The organism is Streptomyces sp. NPDC048411 (genome assembly GCF_040704695.1).
In the GTDB taxonomy this organism is placed as follows: domain Bacteria; phylum Actinomycetota; class Actinomycetes; order Streptomycetales; family Streptomycetaceae; genus Streptomyces.
In genome coordinates this window covers 29,993-45,004 of record NZ_JBEZKL010000059.1, presented here as the reverse complement: position 1 = coordinate 45,004, position 15,012 = coordinate 29,993, and the positions used below count along the sequence as shown (strand labels likewise).

Annotated in this window: 14 protein-coding genes; 7 read left to right on the top strand and 7 right to left on the bottom strand. The window is 69.6% G+C overall.

Annotation, left to right across the window (positions count from 1 at the left end):
- The first annotated feature begins 230 nt into the window (after window positions 1–230).
- Window positions 231–815 carry an isochorismatase family protein gene (locus AB0915_RS21470; protein ID WP_366692606.1) on the top strand — a complete coding sequence of 195 codons (585 nt, stop codon included), beginning with the start codon at window positions 231–233 and terminating at the stop codon, window positions 813–815.
- Between the two features lie 166 nt (window positions 816–981).
- On the opposite strand, the gene AB0915_RS21465 is transcribed toward AB0915_RS21470, so the two are convergent.
- Together AB0915_RS21465 and AB0915_RS21460 are read right to left on the bottom strand one after the other, a co-directional pair.
- Window positions 982–1,314: a hypothetical protein gene (locus AB0915_RS21465; protein WP_366692605.1), complete on the bottom strand. Its 333-nt coding sequence runs from the start codon at window positions 1,312–1,314 to the stop codon at window positions 982–984.
- 124 nt (window positions 1,315–1,438) lie between these two features.
- Window positions 1,439–3,838, bottom strand: a complete 2,400-nt coding sequence (locus tag AB0915_RS21460) for an immune inhibitor A domain-containing protein (protein WP_366692604.1) — start codon at window positions 3,836–3,838, stop codon at window positions 1,439–1,441.
- Window positions 3,839–4,209: 371 nt separating this feature from the next.
- Here AB0915_RS21460 and AB0915_RS21455 point away from each other — a divergent pair, with 371 nt between their 5' ends.
- A complete protein-coding gene (locus AB0915_RS21455; protein WP_366692603.1) occupies window positions 4,210–4,560 on the top strand; it encodes a hypothetical protein in 351 nt (116 codons plus the stop codon).
- Between the two features lie 49 nt (window positions 4,561–4,609).
- On the opposite strand, the gene AB0915_RS21450 is transcribed toward AB0915_RS21455, so the two are convergent.
- Both AB0915_RS21450 and AB0915_RS21445 read right to left on the bottom strand, forming a co-directional pair.
- The gene (locus AB0915_RS21450) at window positions 4,610–5,278 is read right to left on the bottom strand and encodes an RDD family protein (RefSeq protein WP_366692602.1); all 669 of its coding nucleotides are present in this window, start codon (window positions 5,276–5,278) and stop codon (window positions 4,610–4,612) included.
- A gap of 303 nt (window positions 5,279–5,581) precedes the next feature.
- A complete protein-coding gene (locus tag AB0915_RS21445; RefSeq protein WP_366692601.1) occupies window positions 5,582–7,171 on the bottom strand; it encodes an RDD family protein in 1,590 nt (529 codons plus the stop codon).
- 211 nt (window positions 7,172–7,382) lie between these two features.
- Between AB0915_RS21445 and AB0915_RS21440 the strand changes: the two genes are divergently transcribed.
- Window positions 7,383–7,859, top strand: coding sequence for an SsgA family sporulation/cell division regulator (locus AB0915_RS21440; RefSeq protein WP_366692600.1), 477 nt, complete (start codon window positions 7,383–7,385; stop codon window positions 7,857–7,859).
- Window positions 7,860–7,879: 20 nt separating this feature from the next.
- Here the strand turns inward: AB0915_RS21440 and AB0915_RS21435 are convergent, their stop codons facing one another.
- Window positions 7,880–9,247, bottom strand: a complete 1,368-nt coding sequence (locus AB0915_RS21435) for an FAD-linked oxidase C-terminal domain-containing protein (RefSeq protein ID WP_366692599.1) — start codon at window positions 9,245–9,247, stop codon at window positions 7,880–7,882.
- A 97-nt stretch (window positions 9,248–9,344) separates the two neighbouring features.
- On the opposite strand from AB0915_RS21435, the gene AB0915_RS21430 reads away from it, so the two are divergent.
- Complete coding sequence (locus AB0915_RS21430; RefSeq protein WP_366692598.1) at window positions 9,345–11,042, top strand: tetratricopeptide repeat protein; 1,698 nt, start codon at window positions 9,345–9,347, stop codon at window positions 11,040–11,042.
- Between the two features lie 18 nt (window positions 11,043–11,060).
- Here AB0915_RS21430 and AB0915_RS21425 read toward each other — a convergent pair whose 3' ends face one another.
- Complete coding sequence (locus tag AB0915_RS21425) at window positions 11,061–11,291, bottom strand: hypothetical protein (protein ID WP_366692597.1); 231 nt, start codon at window positions 11,289–11,291, stop codon at window positions 11,061–11,063.
- A gap of 59 nt (window positions 11,292–11,350) precedes the next feature.
- Entirely contained in the window at window positions 11,351–12,496 is a 1,146-nt protein-coding gene (gene hppD, locus AB0915_RS21420) for a 4-hydroxyphenylpyruvate dioxygenase (RefSeq protein ID WP_366692596.1), read from the bottom strand.
- A 122-nt stretch (window positions 12,497–12,618) separates the two neighbouring features.
- On the opposite strand from hppD, the gene AB0915_RS21415 reads away from it, so the two are divergent.
- From AB0915_RS21415 to AB0915_RS21405, 3 genes are read left to right on the top strand one after another with little or no spacing between them, the layout of a single operon-like run.
- Window positions 12,619–13,092 carry an Lrp/AsnC family transcriptional regulator gene (locus tag AB0915_RS21415; protein WP_266985129.1) on the top strand — a complete coding sequence of 158 codons (474 nt, stop codon included), beginning with the start codon at window positions 12,619–12,621 and terminating at the stop codon, window positions 13,090–13,092.
- A 15-nt stretch (window positions 13,093–13,107) separates the two neighbouring features.
- Window positions 13,108–13,755, top strand: a complete 648-nt coding sequence (locus AB0915_RS21410) for an ABC transporter permease (RefSeq protein WP_366692595.1) — start codon at window positions 13,108–13,110, stop codon at window positions 13,753–13,755.
- On the top strand, window positions 13,748–15,004 hold the full coding sequence (locus AB0915_RS21405; RefSeq protein WP_366692594.1) for a betaine/proline/choline family ABC transporter ATP-binding protein: 1,257 nt from the start codon (window positions 13,748–13,750) through the stop codon (window positions 15,002–15,004). The genes AB0915_RS21410 and AB0915_RS21405 overlap by 8 nt, the downstream gene beginning before the upstream one ends.
- The last annotated feature ends 8 nt before the right edge of the window (window positions 15,005–15,012 follow it).

Sequence of the window (15,012 nt, the reverse complement as noted above, 5' to 3'; positions counted from 1 at the left end):
CTCGCCCCGATACGCCCAGTATCGGGGCGAGCCTCCGCCTTGCGATCGCACGCTCCAGACGCCGCCAGGCCCGCCCTACGGGCGGACGGCGCTACTTTCGAAACACGCCCTAGCAGCGATACGCCCCCTCCCGCAAGGCGGTCTTTGTCTCTAGGGTCGGTCTTACGGCCCTCGAACTTCACCGTTCCGCTCTCCTCCCCCGCTTCTCTCCCCATCGAAGGACACCCGCCATGCACCGCGCGTTGATCGTCGTGGACGTTCAGAACGACTTCTGCGAGGGCGGCAGCCTCGCGGTGACGGGGGGCGCGGATGTCGCCGCCGCCATCACCGACCTGATCGGTGAGGCCCAGGCCGCATACCGCCATGTGGTCGCCACCCGTGACCACCATGTCGACCCGGGCAGCCATTTCTCCGCACAGCCCGACTTCCAGCACTCCTGGCCTGCGCACTGTGTCGCCGGCACGGAGGGGGTGGGCTTCCACCCCAATTTCGCCCCGGCGGTCGCTTCCGGCGCGATCGATGCGGTGTTCGACAAGGGGGCGTACGCAGCGGCGTACAGCGGCTTCGAGGGGGTCGACGAGAACGGGGTGGGGCTCTCGCAGTGGCTGCGGGACCGGAGGGTCACCGAGGTCGACGTCGTCGGCATCGCCACGGATCACTGCGTGCGGGCGACGGCGCTGGATGCGGTCCGGGAAGGGTTCGCGACGCATGTGCTGCTGGACCTGACCGCGGGCGTAGCCGCCGCGAGCACGGGGCGGGCGCTGGAGGAGCTCCGGGAGGCCGGGGTGGAGCTCTCCGGCAAGCCGGTGGTGTAGGGCGGCGGGAGGTGCCGAGGTCGTCCGGCGGCCGCGTTGTCCTCGGTCGCCGGACGGGCTTGTCCCTGCCGTCGTGGCGCTCGAAGACCCGGGCCGGTTTGCGGCCCGGGTCTTGCTTCTCGAGCGCCGGACGGGCTCCACGTGGCAGGGCGGCGCGCAGGCGCTCTCAGGACTGGTGGGCCGGTACCGGTGGGCGCAGAAGTGTCCGGATGGGGTGCCAGAGTTCCTGGGCGTTCGCCGGTCTCGCTCGCCAGAGCAGGCCGTCCGGGTGGTGCAGCACCGCCGTGATCTCGTCGGGCGTGGGTGGTTCCGCGTTGCCGCGGAGGTAGACCGCCCGGAGGCCCACATTGCGCAGGCGGGTCAGTGCGCGGGCCCGGTTCGCCGCGTGCACCAGGACCCGGACCGGGGTTCCCGGGTCCGTCCCGTCCGCCGGGCCGTTCAGGGTGATCGCGACCACCACACTGCCGTTCGGCAACTTGCTGAATCCTCCGCCTGCCATGCTCCGCGCTCCCCCGTGAGACATCGTGTCAATAAGAATCCGAATAAGAGGCACCTAAACACGATCGGCCGCCGCCCGCTAGAGGGCGACGGCCGATCATGCTTTGACCTGCGGTGATGCGGAATTACTTGTGCGAGGCGCCAACCTTGACCGTGATCGTCGAGCCGCTGAGCGGCTCGCTGACGATCGTGATCCGGGTGTTGGTGTCAGCGACCTTCACGCTTCCGGTCTTGTTCTCCTCGTACCAGTAGGTGCCCTTGTGGTCGTCGAAGACCGGGACGCCCGGCTGGGACTTGATCTTGGTCGCCACGTCGGCCTTGTGCAGCGTGAAGCCGTCGGTCGGCTGCCAGCTGAACGGCGCGTCGAAGGGCTGGATCTTGTTGCGGATGACGGTGCCGTCGGCCCACTTCAGCGGCTTGGCGTGCGCGTCGATCGGCAGGATCAGGCCCTGGCCCGGGTGGGTGGAGACGTTGTTGTCCTTCTGGGACTGGTCCCAGAGCCAGATCAGCAGACCGTTCTGGTACGGGTAGTGCTCGACCCAGTCCGGACGGGTGTTGAGGAAGCCGAAGTTGTACGGGCCGACCTTGAGGGTCTTGTCGTACGAGACGTACTGGCGGTTCTCCGCGATGTAGTACTGCGGGTAGTCCTTGGTGAACGACGCACCGACCCGGGAGAAGCCCTTGGCGGTCCAGCCGTTGTCGTCGCCTTCGGCGTTGTCCGAGAAGAGCACGGCACCGTCGGCGTTGACCGCGATGGTGTCGGCCGCGAAGCCCACGCCGCCCGCGCCGCCGTCGGTGGTGTAACGGAAGCGGATGTCGATCTTCTTGCCCGCGTAGGCGTCCAGCGGGTACGACAGCTTCTGGTACTTGCCGGACACGTCGGTCAGCGCCGGCTTGTCACTGGCGTCACGCGGGATCGCCTTGCCGTCGGCCGTGCCGTCGATCGCGGTCCAGCTGGCGCCGCCGTTCGTAGACACCTCGGTGTAGAGGAAGTCGTAGTCCTTCTCGATGTCCCACCAGCCCGAAAGGTCCAGGGACGCCTTGGACTTGCCGGTCAGGTCGACCGAGCGGGACAGGGTGTTGTTGAGGTCGTCACCCATGTCGCTCCACCACTGCTTGGCGCCCTCCGCGGGCGTCGTGACAGCGGTGGTGACGGGCTTCTTGGGCAGCTCGACGACGAGCGCCTGCTTGTCCTTGGTGTTGTACTCCGAGACACCCAGCTTGTGGACCGAGTTCGTGGCGGCCTTGGCCGAGGCGTAGTTGAGCCAGCCCAGCTGCAGCTTGTCCCAGGCGGTCATGTCGCCGGGCAGGTCACCGATGGCGTTCTTGCCGGTTCCGAGCCAGGAGCCGGCCGACATCAGGGACCAGAAACCGACCGAGTTCTCGGCGCGGTTGGTGGTGTCGTAGAGGTCCGGCAGACCGAGGTCGTGACCGTACTCGTGGGCGAAGACACCCAGGCCGCCGTTCTCGGGCTGCGCGGTGTAGTCGCCGACCCACATGCCGGTGTCACCGATCTGGGTGCCGCCGGCCTTGTTGTCGGCCGGGCCGGTCGCACCGGCGTTGGTGCCGTACGCGTACCAGCGGTGCGCCCAGATGGCGTTCGAGCCCTCGACGCCGCCGCCCGCGGACTCGTCCTCACCCGCGTGCACGACCTGGAAGTGGTCGATGTAGCCGTCGGGCTCGTTGAAGTTGCCGTCGTTGTCGTAGTCGTAGCGGTCCCACTGGTCGTACTGCGCCAGGTCCGCCTTGATCTGCTCCGGCGTGCGGCCCTTGGCCTTCTGGTCGGCCGCCCAGGCGTTCACGCCGTCCCTGACCATGTCCCAGGCGTTGGCGCAGTTGGACGAGCCGCAGTAGTTGGAACCGTAACGGGCCTCGTTGTACGGGACCTTGACCCAGTCGGAGACCTGGCCGTCGACCGAGTAGCGTCCGGAGGACGTCTTCTCGTAGTACGTCTTCAGCGAGTCCTTGCCGGCGCCCTCACCGAAGTAGAGGTCCTGGAAGTGGGCCTGGTTGTAGTCGGCCTGCCAGGCGGTGCTGTTGTCCTTCGCCGGGTCCGGCTTGGCTATCTTGTTGTGCAGCGGTCCGGGCGTGCCGCCGTACTTCTTGACGGGCGGCTTGGGGCCGTCGCCGTCCGGGTCGAACATGGTCGTGTCGTCGACCTTGTCGCCGAACTCCACCAGGATCGTGAAGATCTTGTCCGTCTTCTCGCGGCCGAGCTCGACGTACTTCTTGTCGTCGAGCTTGACGACCTTGGAGCCGTTGCGGTTCGACACCTTCTTGTCGCCGGATACGACCTGCTCCAGGGCGGCCTGACGCTGGGCGTCCTGCTGCTCGCTGAAGGGGCCCTTCAGGTTGTGCGCGTTGCCCTCGGCCGATGCCGGGTCGCGGCGGTCGATGCTGGATGCGCCGACGCCTGATGCCTTGTCATCCGCCTGTGCGGTGGCGAAGGTCGACGCCGTGGCAGCGGTGGCGGCCATGGCCACGACAACCGCCGCGGCGCGGAGCGTCCGTCTCTTGGTGGTCACTTGATGCAGTCCTCCCCGGCGCCCGCGGCTGCGGCCTGGGAGTGATGAGGAGGCCGCGCGCGGATACGCGTCACAAGTGACGCCATTCGACCGGAGTTACACGAGAAAAGACAGACCTTGACTTGAACAGGCCAAGTGCATTATGCGGGAGTGCGGTTCCGTTATACGGACGTTCACCGAACGGACGACCGGCGCGCCAATGCTCCCCTTTGACGCACTGGATGACTCAGTGCGCCCCCCATGCATCGGCACCGTGGGTTAGGTCACGCTTACTACCGGTTCCTCCAGGGCATCCACCGTCGTAGAGTCGCTTGAGAGTGCGACCGCGTTGAGAGACTGCCCTTTCCGATGCCCCGAGGACGGATACCGCCATGCCGCGTCCCACTGCTGCACAGCTCTCCTACGGATCGGTCACCGTCGTCTTCTCGACGCTCGCCATGCTCCTGCTGTCCCGCACGAGTTCGGGCATCGGCATCGCCGTCATCGGCACGGCGGCGCTGGCGCTCGGTCTGCTGGTGGCCGTCACCGTACCCCTGCCGCTGCGAATGAAAACAAGGAATGCGGCGAAGACGGCAAAGACGGCGACCGCGGTTCGTACGAACCACGGCGCCGCCTCCACCGTCGGCGCAGCCGAGGACATCGAGCTCGACGACGTTCAGCCGGCCAGGATCCCGGCCGCCCGCGCCACCGAGCGGGTGGGCGAGCACTCCCTGCGCCGCTGACCGGGCAACCGGCGGCGTGCGGCTCGGGCGGACCGTCTGCGTACGTCGGCTATGCGGTCGAGACCACCACCGTCTTGGCCGCCTTGTCCTGCAGCCCCTGCCGGTACGGCTTGTCCGTGAACATCAGCACGATGTTGATCAGCCACCACAGGCACGGGCAGCACAGCAGCGCCGGCAGCCACAGCACCACGGCCCGCAGGAACGCCGCACTGGTGTCCGGCACCCGGCCGTCATTGAGCATCGCGACCCGCAGGTTCATCAGCCGCTTGCCGATGGTGCGGCCGTCCTTGTGCGTGAAGTACGTGTCGTACGCCACGTAGGCCACGAGCCCGATCAGCGACCAGAGCATCTGACGGGCACTGTAGGTCTGGTTGAAGGCGTTACTGAAGTTGTCGTAGTTGCTGTTGGCGTTGTTCGACGACACCTCGACCGGGCCGCCGAACGGCAACGAGATCAGATACAGCGGGATCGAAATGATCAGGAAGTCGATCAGCCGGGCCAGGATCCGCTTGCCGGGCTCGCCGAGCGGCGGCATGCCCGCCAGCGGGTCCGGGCCGCCGTACGGACCACCGCCGTAGGGACCGGGCTCGTACGGCGGCGGAGGCGGCGGAGCGCCGTCGTAGGGCGAACCCGACGACGGCGGCTGCGGCCCCTGCGGCTTCTTGAGGAACGGGTCGTCCTCGGGAGGCTGGCCGGACGTCGGCTGATCGTTGCTCATGGGGGCAGTGCACCCCGGCCCACGGGTGCCCGCAACGGCTCAGGGCCTGTCGGGTGACCTTCGATCGGAGAGCGGACGCGGCGTGGTGCGTGCGATTCCAAGGCGCCGGGATGGCCTCGTAGCGGAGCCACTAGAGCATTTCGGCAACGCCGGAAGCGTGCGTGCCACGCCGCGTCCGCCCGATCAGAGGCCACCCGACAGGCCCTGAGGTGCGTTCGAGGGAACGGGGCACGGAGCAGCCGCCGCTCGCCCGATGAGCCGTCAGCCGCGCGGGTCGCCCGCGCGGCGTCGTCGTGCTCGTCGTCAGCCCGCCACGAAGGTGTGTGCCGCCTTGTCGTGCCAGCACTGCCGCCACGGGCGGTCGAACAGGCACCACAGGACATTGACCACGCCGATGACCAGCAGACCGAGCACGCCGTAGACCAGCCAGCGGCGGAGCGCGGCACCGAAGGAGGGCGTCCCGTGGGACTCGATGTCCCGTACCTCCAGACCGCAGAGTTTCTTGCCGAGCGTGCGGCCCCACTTCGCGGTCGGCAGGACCTCCAACAGTACGCCGAGCACCAGGAACGCACCGAGCACGCCGCCGAACAGCCCGGCCGTGGTGGAGTCCACCAGCCAGACGGTGACCGTCCGGCCGGACAGCTTCGCCGCGTCGATCTTGTCGCCGATATGGTCCAGCGCTTGCGAGACGAGCGGGAAGCCGATCGCGCCGACGAGCGCGCCCAGCACGACCGTGTCGACGAGCCGGGCGGCGAACCGCTTGCCGAGCCCGGCGGGGCGGGCGGCCGCCTGCGCCTGTGCGAGCTGCTGGAAGTGGTCGTTGACCGGGGGCTTCCATGGCACGACGGGGCCGTCCGGCTGAGCCGCGTGCGCACTGACACGCTGCTGGGACGGCACGGCCTGCTGGGACTGCTTGGGCCCGAGTTGCTGCTGTTGCGAGGGCTGGGGCTGCGGGTGGGCGGCCTGCTGGGGCGCGGCCGGCTGGTGGGCCTGCTGCGCCCAGGAGGCGCCGCCGCCGGGGCCCTGGGTGAGCGGATTGGCCGGGGCCGGCGCGGGTGCGGGCGCCGGGGCCGGCGCGGCGGCCTGAGCGGGCGCGAGAGCCGGAGCAGGTGCCGCCGCGGAGGGCTGCGGGGCGCTGGTGCCGGGGGGAACCGCGCGGATCGCCATCGTCCCGTTGGCCGGTTCCTGTTCTGCGTTGCGGGGACGGGGCGGCCGGCCCCCCTGTCCCGCGGGACGGATCGTGACCGTACCGTCGGCAGGCGGACGCCCCGCCTCACCGCTGCCGCCTTTGGGCTCGGCCGGGCGGCCGGCCCGGATCGCGACCGTTCGCTCGGGGACCTGGCTGTTGCCGCCCCGCATGCCCGGCAGCGCACCGCCCGTGGGGTCCTGCGGCCCGGGCAGGCGCGGGTCCGCGGGGGCCCGGTCGGCGGGGGCCTCGTTTCCCGGTGCCGGGTCCGCAGGGACCTGGCCCGCTGCTCCGGCCCCGCCCGGCTGCCCCGTACCGCCTGTGCCGCCCCAGGACACCCGCCGGTCGCGTTCCCCGCCGAAGCCGGTCTGCCGGGAGGCGTCGGCCTGCCAGGCGGACGAGGGTTCGGGCCGGTTGCCGTCGTTCGGCTCCTCGTCGAGGAAGACCGGACCGGTTTCGTCCACCGGCGCGTAGGTCGGGCCGGACGCCTGGGCGGGCATCGGTGCCGAAGGCTGCGGCTGCGGTTCGGGCGTTGCCCCCTCGGAGGGCGTCGCGGCCATCGGTTCGCCCTGCTGGGGCGCGGGACGGCTCGTACCGGGAACCCACGAAGTGCCGTTCCAGTACCGGACATATCCGGGAATGGACGGGTCGGGGTAATACCCCTCGCGGGGCCTGTCGTCACCGGGTGCCGGGGTTGGGGCGCTCATCACCGTGGTCCCGTATCTCTTCGAAGCCTCAAGTCAACGGACCACATCTATCAGACAGCCGCGTACCCCCGGGCCGGTCCCGGCGTTTGGGGCACTTTCCGGTCAGGGTGAAGTTCTTTCCGGAAGTCGCGTCATAGGTGGCGGGGAGGGTGCTCTCTCCACGTGCGGGCCGGTCAGGGGACCGGTCCACAGGCACCGAAAGGACGCACTCATGCACACCGTTGTGGAACGCGAGCTGGAACTCAAGCTGGTCCTGTCGCCGGAGCGGAGCATCCCCGTCCCGGCCCGGCTGACGTACCGCACGGAGGATCCGTACGCCGTGCACGTCACCTTTCACATCGGTTCCGACTTCCCCGTGCACTGGACGTTCGCCCGCGATCTGCTGATCGAGGGCGTGTTCCGGCCCTGCGGGCACGGGGACGTGCGGATCTGGCCGGCCGAGATCGAGCGGCGCAACGTCCTCTGCGTGGCGCTGAGCTCGCCCGACGGTGATGCGCTGCTGGAGGTGTCGTCCGCGGCCGTGGCCGCGTGGGTGGAGGGGACGCTGAGGCTGGTGCCGCCCGGCACCGAGACCGGGCGGCTCGGCGTCGACGCCGCTCTCGCCGAGCTGCTCGCGCCGTTGCCGGCCGACGACCTGTGGCTGAGCAACTCGTGGCCGTCGGACGAGTCGACGGACGGCGAGGTCTGACGGGCGGTCCGTCGGCGGCGTCAGAAGACCTTGCCGGGGTTGAGCAGCCCCAGCGGGTCGAACGCCGCCTTGATGCCCCGGTGCATCTCGACGCTCACTTCGCCGAGTTCGCGGGCCAGCCATTCCTTTTTCAGGACGCCGACGCCGTGCTCGCCGGTGATGGTGCCGCCGAGTTCGAGGCCCAGCGCCATGATCTCGTCGAAGGATTCGCGGGCCCGGCGCGACTCGTCGGCGTCGGCGTGGTCGAAGCAGACGACGGGGTGGGTATTACCGTCGCCCGCGTGGGCGCAGACGCCGATGGTGAGGTCGTACTTCTGCGCGATGGCCGCCGTCCCCTCGATCATGGCGCCGAGCCTGGAGCGGGGTACGCACACGTCGTCGATCATCGTGGCCGACTTGACGGCCTCCAGCGCGGTCAGCGACATCCGTCGGGCCTGGAGGAGGAGTTCGGACTCGGCGGCGTCGGCCGCGGGGACCACCTCGGTGGCACCGGCGGTGGTGCAGAGTTCGGCGACGGCGGCGAGGTCGGCGGTGGGGTCCGGGGTGTCGAAGGCGGCGAGGAGCAGCGCCTCGGTGGAGTCGGGGAGACCCATGTGGGCCATCGTGTTGACGGCTTGGACCGTTGTACGGTCCATCAGTTCGAGGAGTGACGGAGTGTGGCCGCGCTCCATGATCCGGCACACGGCGTCGCAGGCGGCTGTCGCGGACGGGAATTCGGCGGCGAGGACGAGCTGCGGCTGCGGCTGCGGCTTCAGGGCGAGCACGGCGCGGACGACGATGCCGAGGCTGCCCTCGGAGCCGACGAAGAGCCGGGTGAGGTCGTATCCGGCGACGCCCTTCGCTGTCCGGCGGCCGGTCGTCAGGAGGCGCCCGTCGGCGAGGACGACTTCGAGGCCGAGTACGTACTCGGCGGTGACGCCGTACTTCACGCAGCACAGCCCGCCGGACGCGGTGCCGATGTTGCCGCCGATGGTGCACGTTTCCCAGCTGGACGGGTCCGGCGGGTAGGACAGGCCGTGTTCGTTGACCGCACGGGACAGCACGGCGTTGATGACGCCCGGTTCGACGACGGCGATCCGGTCGACCGGGTCGATCTCCAGGATCCGGTCCATCTTCACCAGGGACAGCACGATGCAGCCGTCGGAGGCGTTGGCCGCGCCCGACAGGCCGGTACGGGCACCCTGCGGGACGACCGGCACGCGCAGCGCGGTCGCCGTGCGCATGACGTGCTGGACCTGCTCGACCGTGCGTGGCAGCACCACCACGGCCGGAGCGCCCGCGTCGCAGAAGCTCGCCATGTCGTGGGCGTACGAGGCCGTGACGTCCGGATCGGTGATCAGGGCCTCGGCAGGAAGGCCCGCGCGCAGTCGTTCGAGAAGATCGTCCATGATCCAAGCGTGGCACCCGGGGCCAATGGTGTGAACCCGTCTGCGGCAGCCTACGCACAACACGGTGCGATCTTCATACTGACGCAGAGTGATCGGCATGGATGTCATGCCGCAGCAGCCTCCGGAGTCCCCCCAGTCGGATCACACGCCCCCTTCGTCCGATCCGTACGTCGCCTGCCCACCGCAGACGTCGTCGCTCCCCGGCTCCGAACCGCCGCCCGCCCCGGCCCCCGCGACACCGGCCGAACTCCCGCCGGTCTCGTTGCACACGACGCTGCGCCGGGCCGCGGTCGGTGCGGTGGCAGCCGCCGTGCTGGTCACGGGTGCGGTCGTGTCCGTACCGGACGAGGAGAAGGAAGCCGCGCCGCCGCCCGTGCCGGGACCGGTCATGCGCGCCCTGACCGCGACGAACGCGGGCGCCCCCGCCTCCCTCGCCGATCTGACGGCACTGATCGGGGACCGGCAGAGCTGGGTGGGCACGCATCCGTCCGACGCGCGGTCGTGGGCGGTGCTCGGATCGGCGTACGTGGAGTGGGGGCGGCGTTCCGCGGACGTGGCGTACTACGGGCGGGCGGAGCAGGCACTGAGGCGCTCGCTGGACGTACAGCCGGGTGACCGGGGGAACACGGCGGCCTGGGTGGGGCTGGCGGCGCTCGCCAACGCGCGGCACGACTTCGTCACGGCGAAGAAGTGGGGCGAGACGGTACGGGCCCGGCGGCCGAAGGACTGGACGGCGTACCCGGTCCTGATCGACGCGTACAACGGGCTCGGCCAGTACGCGGCGGCGGGCCGGGCGGTGGAGAAGCTCACGGCGCTCCGCTCGGGTGTACCGGCGCTCTCGTGGACGGCGCAGATGTACCGGAACGCGGGCCGGCGCGAGGACGCCCGGGCGGTCGCGCAGGATGCGGCGAACCGGGCCGCCACCCCCGCCGAGAAGACGGACTGCCTGTTCCGGCTGGGCGAACTGGCCTGGGAGCGGGGCGAGTCCGAGGAGGCGGTGGCGCAGTACGGCGCGGCCCTGCGGACGGACCGCGCCCACCCTCCGTCGCTCGCGGGCCGGGCGCGGGCGCTGGCGGCCCTGGGCCGTACGCACGAGGCGCAGCGCGACTACCGGGCGGCGCTGTCCCGGCTCCCGAGCCCCGCATACATGCTGGAACTCGGCGAGTTGTACGAGTCGCTGGGGCTGGGTGACGAGTCCCGGGGCCAGTACACGAAGCTCCGCAGAACCCTGACCCAGGAGAGCGGCCATGGGGTCGACGAGTCCCTCCTCCTCGGGCGCTTCGAGGCCGACCACGGTGATGCGTCGCGGGCGGTGGAGCTGCTGCGGGCGGAGTGGGACCGACAGCACCACAGCGCGGCAGTGGCGGACGCGCTGGGCTGGGCGCTGTACAGATCGGGCGACTCGCAGAGTGCGCTGGCATACGCGCAGCAGGCGGCGGACACGGGTGGTGGGACGGCCCTGTACGCGTACCACCTGGGCATGATCGAACGGGGGCTGGGAAACCTCGGCCCGGCCCGCCGCCACCTGGAGGAGGCGCTGCGCACGAACCCCCACTTCAGCCCTCTGGACGCCCCATCGGCCCAGAAGGCCCTGGACCAGCTGGGCGGCACCTCGGCGGGCCACCCGCAGGAGGTGCCCCCGGCACCCGAACCGATGCCTCCCGCGGAACCCCCTCAGCAGTCCCCGGAACCGTCCGAGGCCCCGCCCGCGCAGCAGGGCAACCTGGCGGCGGGAACGACGGGGACCACCATCGCTCCCGCTCCCCCGGCCTCGCTTGCGCCGGGCAGCAGCTGACAGGGGCGCGGCGGTTCTTCACACCGTTCCGGCGTCGGTTCGATGCCGGACGTCCCGGATCCCGGGCGCCCTGCCGGCGTTGCCGGGATCGCCCTGCTGCCGGATCCACGGCCTCCCCGGCCCGAGTCCGGCGGCCAGGAACTTCTGTACCGCGTCCGGGGCCGCCGCACCGACGGCGGCGGAGGCGAGACGTGTGCGTGATGCGCCCGTGGCCACGACGGCGGCGAAGACGGACGTGGCGCAGAGCACGGAAGACGGGGCCTCCGGATCCGTCGGAGACCCCGCCTTCACGTGGGAGCCAGCTGGGCTCAGAGGTTGCCGCGCTTCTCCTGCTCGCGCTCGATCGCCTCGAACAGGGCCTTGAAGTTGCCCTTTCCGAAGCCCATCGAGCCGTGGCGTTCGATCATCTCGAAGAAGACCGTCGGGCGGTCCTGGACCGGCTTGGTGAAGATCTGCAGCAGGTATCCGTCCTCGTCGCGGTCGACGAGGATCTTCAGCTCGCGCAGCGTCTCGACCGGTACGCGGGTCTCGCCCGCCCATTCGCCGAGGGTGTCGTAGTACGAGTCGGGGGTGTCCAGGAACTGGATGCCCGCTGCGCGCATCGTGCGGACCGACGCGACGATGTCGTTGGTGGCGAGGGCGATGTGCTGGACGCCCGCGCCGCCGTAGAACTCCAGGTACTCGTCGATCTGCGACTTCTTCTTCGCGATCGCCGGTTCGTTGATCGGGAACTTCACCTTCAGGGTGCCGTCGGCGACGACCTTCGACATGAGGGCGGAGTACTCGGTGGCGATGTCGTCGCCCACGAACTCCTTCATGTTGGTGAAGCCCATGACCTTGTTGTAGAAGCCGACCCACTCGTTCATCCGGCCCAGTTCCACATTGCCGACGCAGTGGTCGATGGCCTGGAAGGTGCGCTTGGCGGGCGGTTCGACGATCGGGGCCGCGGCCACGAAGCCGGGGAGGTACGGGCCGTCGTAGCCGGAGCGCTCGACGAGGGTGTGGCGGGTCTGGCCGTACGTGGCGATCGCGGCGAGCACCACCGTGCCGTGCTCGTCCTTGACCTCGTGCGGCTCGGTGAGGCCCAGGGCGCCGTGCTCGACGGCGTACGCGTATGCCGCCCGTGCGTCGGGGACCTCGATGGCCAGGTCGACCACGCCGTCGCCGTGCTCCGCGACATGGTCGGCCAGGAAGCGGCCGTGGTCGGTGGATGCCTTGATGACGGAGGTGAGGACAAAGCGTGCCGACCCGTTGGTCAGTACGTAACTGGCGGTCTCGCGGCTGCCGTTCTCCGGTCCGGAGTAGGCGACGAGCTTCATGCCGAAGGCGGTCGAGTAGTAGTGCGCGGCCTGCTTGGCATTGCCCACGGCGAAGACGACCGCGTCCATTCCCTTGACCGGGAAGGGGTCGGCCTGCCGGGCGGTGTCAGGGGTGTTGTGCAGCGTCTCAGTCATAAGGGAAGGCTCTCCCCGCATCGCAAGGTGCGCAATAGTTCGCGTTTTCGCTGAGCAGTCTGTACACAGGTTTGCTTGGATGGGCGGACTATCTGTACATGGTGACCATGGAGGGGACCCGTATGGCGATCGATCATCTGGACGGGCGGCTCATCGTGCTGCTTGCGCGCGAGCCCCGGATCGGGGTGCTGGAAGCGTCGCGCCGGCTCGGCGTGGCCCGCGGAACCGCACAGGCGCGCCTCGACCGGCTTCAGTCGAATGGAGTCATCCGCGGATTCGGCCCCGATGTCGATCCGGCGGCCCTCGGCTACCCCGTCACCGCCTTCGCCACCCTGGAGATCAAGCAGGGCCAAGGCGCCGATGTGCGGGCCCATTTGGACGGCGTCCCGGAAGTTCTGGAGCTGCACACCACCACGGGGCACGGCGACATGCTGTGCCGGCTCGTCGCCCGGTCCAACGCCGACCTTCAGCGAGTGATCGACCGGGTTGTCGGTTTTGATGGCATTGTCCGGGCCTCCACCGCGATCGTCATGGAGAACCCGGTGCCTCTGCGCATCATCCCGCTCGTCGAGCAGGCCGCGGAGGACAGCGACTGAGCCGAGGAGTGACGTGTGAGCTTCTGGGAGTATCTGGGCAATCAGCACCAGCAGCTGCTCACCGACGCGTACCAGCACGTCAGCGCCGTGTTCCAGTGCATGGTCATCGCCACCGTGCTCGGCATCCTGATCGGGATCGTCACCTATCGCAGCAGCTGGGGCGGTTCGCTGGCCATCACCACCACGGCCGTCATCCTCACCATCCCGTCCCTCGCCGCGATCGGTCTGCTGATCCCGCTGGTCGGTCTCGGCGTCCCGCCCACCGTGATCACTCTGACGATGTACGGGCTCCTGCCCGTCGTCCGCAACTCCATCGTCGGGCTGCGCGGCGTCGACCCGTCCGTCGTCGACGCGGCGAAGGGCATCGGGATGTCACGGTTCGCCCGGCTCTGCAGGGTCGAGCTGCCGCTCGCCTGGCCGCCGATCCTCACCGGCATCCGCGTCTCCACGCAGATGCTGATGGGGATCGCCGCCATTGCCGCGTACGCCTCCGGGCCCGGACTCGGCAACGAAATCTTCCGCGGCATCGCCTCACTGGGCAGCGCCAACGCGCTCAATCAGGTCCTCGCCGGCACGCTCGGCATCGTCATCCTCGCTCTGCTCTTCGACGCCGCGTACGTCCTGCTCGGGCGGCTGACCATTCCCAGGGGGATCCGTGCCTGAGACCGACACCGGGGCAGCCGGGACGCCCACCGCCACCTCCGGTGCCACCATCCAGCTGGAGGACCTGACCAAGCTCTACCCGGGCAATCCGAGCCCGGCCGTGGACAACGTCTCGATGGACATCAAGGCCGGTGAGACGGTGATCTTCGTCGGGCCGTCCGGCTGCGGGAAGTCCACCACCCTGAAGATGATCAACCGGCTGATCGAACCGACGTCCGGCCGGATCAGGATCAACGACGAGGATGTCACCCGCATCGACCCGGTCAAGCTGCGCCGCAAGGTCGGGTACGCGATCCAGTCGTCCGGGCTGTTCCCGCACATGACGGTCGCCGAGAACATCGCCCTCGTACCGAAGATGGTCGGCTGGTCGAAGTCGAAGGTGAAGGACCGGGTCGAGGAGATGCTCGATCTGGTCGGTCTCGACCCGAGGGAGTTCCACGGGCGCTATCCGCGGCAGCTGTCCGGCGGTCAGCAGCAGCGGGTGGGCGTGGCGCGGGCACTGGCTGCCGATCCGCCGGTGCTGCTGATGGACGAGCCGTTCGGCGCCGTCGACCCGATCACCCGCGACCACCTCCAGGACGAGCTGATCCGGCTGCAGCACGAGCTGCACAAGACGATCGTGTTCGTCACCCACGACTTCGACGAGGCGATCAAGCTGGGCGACCGGATCGCCGTGCTGCGGGAGCGATCGCACATCGCGCAGTTCGACACCCCGGAGGCGATCCTCACCAACCCGGCGGACGATTTCGTCTCCGGATTCGTCGGCGCGGGCGCGGCGCTGAAACGGCTCAATCTGACCCGCGTACGGGATGTGGGGATCGCCGAGTTCCCCACGGTGACGGTCGACGACCCGCTCCAGTCGATCTTCAACAAGCTGCGCAGCAGCCCGCACAACGAGCTCCTGATGCTGGACCGCAGGAACCGCCCGTACAAGTGGCTGAGGCGCGGCGACCTGATGCGGGCCCGAGGCTCGCTGGCGCGCGCCGGGCAACTGGTCCACGACACGGTGACCCTGGACGCCACACTGCACGACGCGCTGGAGGCCGTACTGCTCGACAGCAGCGGACGGGTCGCTGCGACGGGGCGGCGCGGCGAGTTCATCGGGGTCGTCGACATGGAGACCCTGATGAACTCCGTACATGAGCTCCTGGAGGCCGACCGGCTCACCGCCATCGAGCACCAGCACGATCTGGAGGAGCTGCGCGCCCATCAGACCGAGCAAGAGCTGGAGGGAGGTGCGGGCGCATGAATCCCCCT

Coding starts and splice junctions, on each gene's coding strand:
- AB0915_RS21470 (WP_366692606.1), top strand. CDS start 231: ATGCACCGCGCGTTGATCGTCGTGGACGTTCAGAACGACTTCTGCGAG.
- AB0915_RS21465 (WP_366692605.1), bottom strand. CDS start 1,314: ATGGCAGGCGGAGGATTCAGCAAGTTGCCGAACGGCAGTGTGGTGGTC.
- AB0915_RS21455 (WP_366692603.1), top strand. CDS start 4,210: ATGCCGCGTCCCACTGCTGCACAGCTCTCCTACGGATCGGTCACCGTC.
- AB0915_RS21450 (WP_366692602.1), bottom strand. CDS start 5,278: ATGAGCAACGATCAGCCGACGTCCGGCCAGCCTCCCGAGGACGACCCG.
- AB0915_RS21445 (WP_366692601.1), bottom strand. CDS start 7,171: ATGAGCGCCCCAACCCCGGCACCCGGTGACGACAGGCCCCGCGAGGGG.
- AB0915_RS21440 (WP_366692600.1), top strand. CDS start 7,383: ATGCACACCGTTGTGGAACGCGAGCTGGAACTCAAGCTGGTCCTGTCG.
- AB0915_RS21435 (WP_366692599.1), bottom strand. CDS start 9,247: ATGGACGATCTTCTCGAACGACTGCGCGCGGGCCTTCCTGCCGAGGCC.
- AB0915_RS21430 (WP_366692598.1), top strand. CDS start 9,345: ATGGATGTCATGCCGCAGCAGCCTCCGGAGTCCCCCCAGTCGGATCAC.
- hppD (WP_366692596.1), bottom strand. CDS start 12,496: ATGACTGAGACGCTGCACAACACCCCTGACACCGCCCGGCAGGCCGAC.
- AB0915_RS21415 (WP_266985129.1), top strand. CDS start 12,619: ATGGCGATCGATCATCTGGACGGGCGGCTCATCGTGCTGCTTGCGCGC.